At 68.0% G+C, this 2,445-nt stretch carries 3 protein-coding genes and 1 pseudogene; all 4 read left to right on the plus strand.

Features of this window, described 5'->3' with window-relative positions:
* Window positions 1-181, plus strand: a 181-nt coding sequence (locus G3N61_RS38715) for a hypothetical protein (RefSeq protein WP_205825077.1), incomplete at its 5' end; no start/stop codon positions are given.
* A pseudogene (locus tag G3N61_RS38720) lies at window positions 112-609 on the plus strand (ankyrin repeat domain-containing protein); the annotation flags it as partial. The gene G3N61_RS38715 and the pseudogene G3N61_RS38720, both read left to right, overlap by 70 nt.
* 179 nt (window positions 610-788) lie before the next feature.
* Window positions 789-1,649 (plus strand): isocitrate lyase/phosphoenolpyruvate mutase family protein, encoded by an 861-nt coding sequence (locus G3N61_RS38725; protein ID WP_205825076.1) that lies wholly within the window; start codon window positions 789-791, stop codon window positions 1,647-1,649.
* Between the two features lie 313 nt (window positions 1,650-1,962).
* Complete coding sequence (locus G3N61_RS38730; protein ID WP_043180082.1) at window positions 1,963-2,229, plus strand: YodC family protein; 267 nt, start codon at window positions 1,963-1,965, stop codon at window positions 2,227-2,229.
* The last annotated feature ends 216 nt before the right edge of the window (window positions 2,230-2,445 follow it).

Genomic DNA, 2,445 nt, shown 5'->3' on the forward strand with positions numbered 1-2,445 from the left:
CCCGGCGACGATCATGACCGACCCGAACACGGCCGACGTGACCTACATCGAGCCGATCACGTGGGAAGTCGTCGCGCGCATCATCGAGAAGGAGCGCCCGGACGCGATCCTGCCGACGATGGGCGGCGCATCCAGGCGCGCCATCCAGAACTGCCCGGTGCGCTGCCCGGCGAGCGGCTGAGGCTGCTGCCGGATGCCGCCGCATGGGGGTCGGGCGACGCGGTGAAGGTCATGGTCGAACTGGGCTGGCCGATCGCGGCGCGGGGCGGCGACTGGGATGCGAGCGCGCTGAATCATGCGGTGTTCCGCGGCGATGCGGGCTTGCTCGCGTTCCTGCTCGCGCACGGCGCGAACTGGCGCGACCTGCACGGGTTCGGGAGCGATGCACTCGGCACCTTGTCCTGGGCATCCGTCAACGAACCGGAGCAGGTCGGCGCGTCCGACTGGGAGGCTTGCGCGCGGCTGCTGCTCGCGCACGGCGTGCCGCAAGCCGCGCGGGACCCGTCGAATCCGGACGGCGTGCTGATCGACGGTCGTGCGATGCGTTTCTCCGAGGCCGTTACCGACGTGTTGCTCGGCATCGACGGCGGGGCAGCCGCCGCGAAGTAAGCGACTGCGGGCCGGCACCGGGCGGACGGGCGGCGGCGCCAGGCCGCTCGTTGCCGGCTGCTGGCACGCCGTCGGCGCACCGGTTTTTTCCTGTCGCGCGACGACATTTCGATGAACGCTGAAACGTCGTGTGCACGACCGGCGTAAGCTCAGCCGTCAACTTCCTTCCGGAGTCCACGATGACCCGTTCCGACCTGCAAGCCCGCCAAGCCGAAGCGTTCCGCGCCCTGCATGCACGCGCCGGCGCCTTCATCATCCCGAACCCGTGGGACGCCGGCACCGCGCGACTGCTCGCGATGGCCGGCTTCGAGGCGCTCGCGACCACGAGTGCCGGCTACGCGTTTTCGAAAGGTCAGCCCGACAACGCGATCGACCGCGACGCGATGCTGGATCACATCGCCGAGATCGTCGCCGCGGGCGGCCTGCCCGTCAGCGCCGATCTCGAGAACGGCTTCGGCGACGCGCCCGGCACGGTGGCCGAAACGATCCGGCTCGCGGCCGAGGCCGGCGCGGTCGGCGGCTCGATCGAGGACGCGACGGGCCGTGCCGACGCGCCGATCTACGCGCGCGAAGCGGCGATCGAGCGCATCGCGGCGGCCGTCGACGCGGCGCGCGCGCTGCCGTTTCCGTTCACGCTGACCGCGCGCTGCGAAAACTACCTGCATGGCCGGCCCGACCTCGCCGATACGATCGCGCGGCTCGTTGCCTATCGCGACGCGGGCGCCGACGTGCTGTATGCGCCGGGCATCACCGATGCGAACGAAATCGCGGCGGTGACGCAGGCGGTCGGCGCGCCCGTAAACGTCGTGATGGGGTTACAGGGCGGGCTGCTGAGCCTCGACGCGCTGGCGGCGCTCGGCGTGAAGCGCGTGAGCGTCGGCGGTGCGCTTGCGCGGGCCGCGCTTGGCGCGTTCCTGCGTGCCGCGAAGGAGATGGCGCAGGACGGCACGTTTACGTTCACGCAAGCGGCCGTGCCCGGGCGCGATATCAACCGCTGGTTTGCGTCGCCCGATAATTCACCGGATTTGTTCGGGGAATGAGCGCAAATAAACCGTGGGATCGTTTCCAGCCGAAACATTGATTGACAATAATCAACCGATTTCGCGTCCGAGTTAAACGTCGGTGACGACGCAATATTCATCGTCTATTCTCCGCATTCCGCCCGTTCGACCGGGGCCGGCGCGCGGGCGCCCGCCGAGCGCATCGATGTCGCGCATTGTTGCATTTTCCCCGCCGTGAGTTTTTTTACGCGGGAGTTGCCGGCCGGTTTTTTGATTGATAATCTGCGGCACCTTCGCAAGAACGGTTGGTGAGCCGCCGAAAATATCGATATATAAAAATGCTGAGAGAGCGATGACGATCCGAGAAAATCAACGCGTCCGGCTTCGCGTCGGCGATGTCGTGACGCTGAAGACGGGCGGGCCGCGCATGACCGTCACCTATGCCGGACCGGTCGTGTTCGACGACGGCGACTGGCTGATCTGCCAGTGGTTCGACGAAAACGGCGAATTCCGGCAGGAAATGTTCCATCACGACACGGTGGTGCCCGAGCCGCGCGCGATTTCGGCCGGGCGCGTCCGCATGCGCATGCAGTCGCATCGCTACCGGTCGGCGGCCTGACGTTCCCCGGTCGTCGCGATGCGGCCACGCGCGATGCCCGCGCCGCGACATTTCACGCCAGCCCGAAACATGCGGCGGCGCGCTGCGCCGATACTGACCGCATGAACCCGACCGATCCCATCGCAGCGGTCACGCACCGCGATCCCTATCCCTACTATGCGGCGCTCGTCGACGGGCCGCCGCTCGCGTTCGACGCCACGCTCGGCCTGTGGGTCG

Origin of the sequence: Burkholderia sp. Ac-20349 (assembly GCF_017104865.1) — a bacterium.
GTDB classification, from domain to species: Bacteria; Pseudomonadota; Gammaproteobacteria; order Burkholderiales; family Burkholderiaceae; genus Burkholderia; species Burkholderia aenigmatica.

Bases quoted from the DNA above. Each gene is read 5' to 3' on its own strand.
- G3N61_RS38725 (WP_205825076.1), top strand. From the start codon at position 789: ATGACCCGTTCCGACCTGCAAGCCCGCCAAGCCGAAGCGTTCCGCGCC.
- G3N61_RS38730 (WP_043180082.1), top strand. From the start codon at position 1,963: ATGACGATCCGAGAAAATCAACGCGTCCGGCTTCGCGTCGGCGATGTC.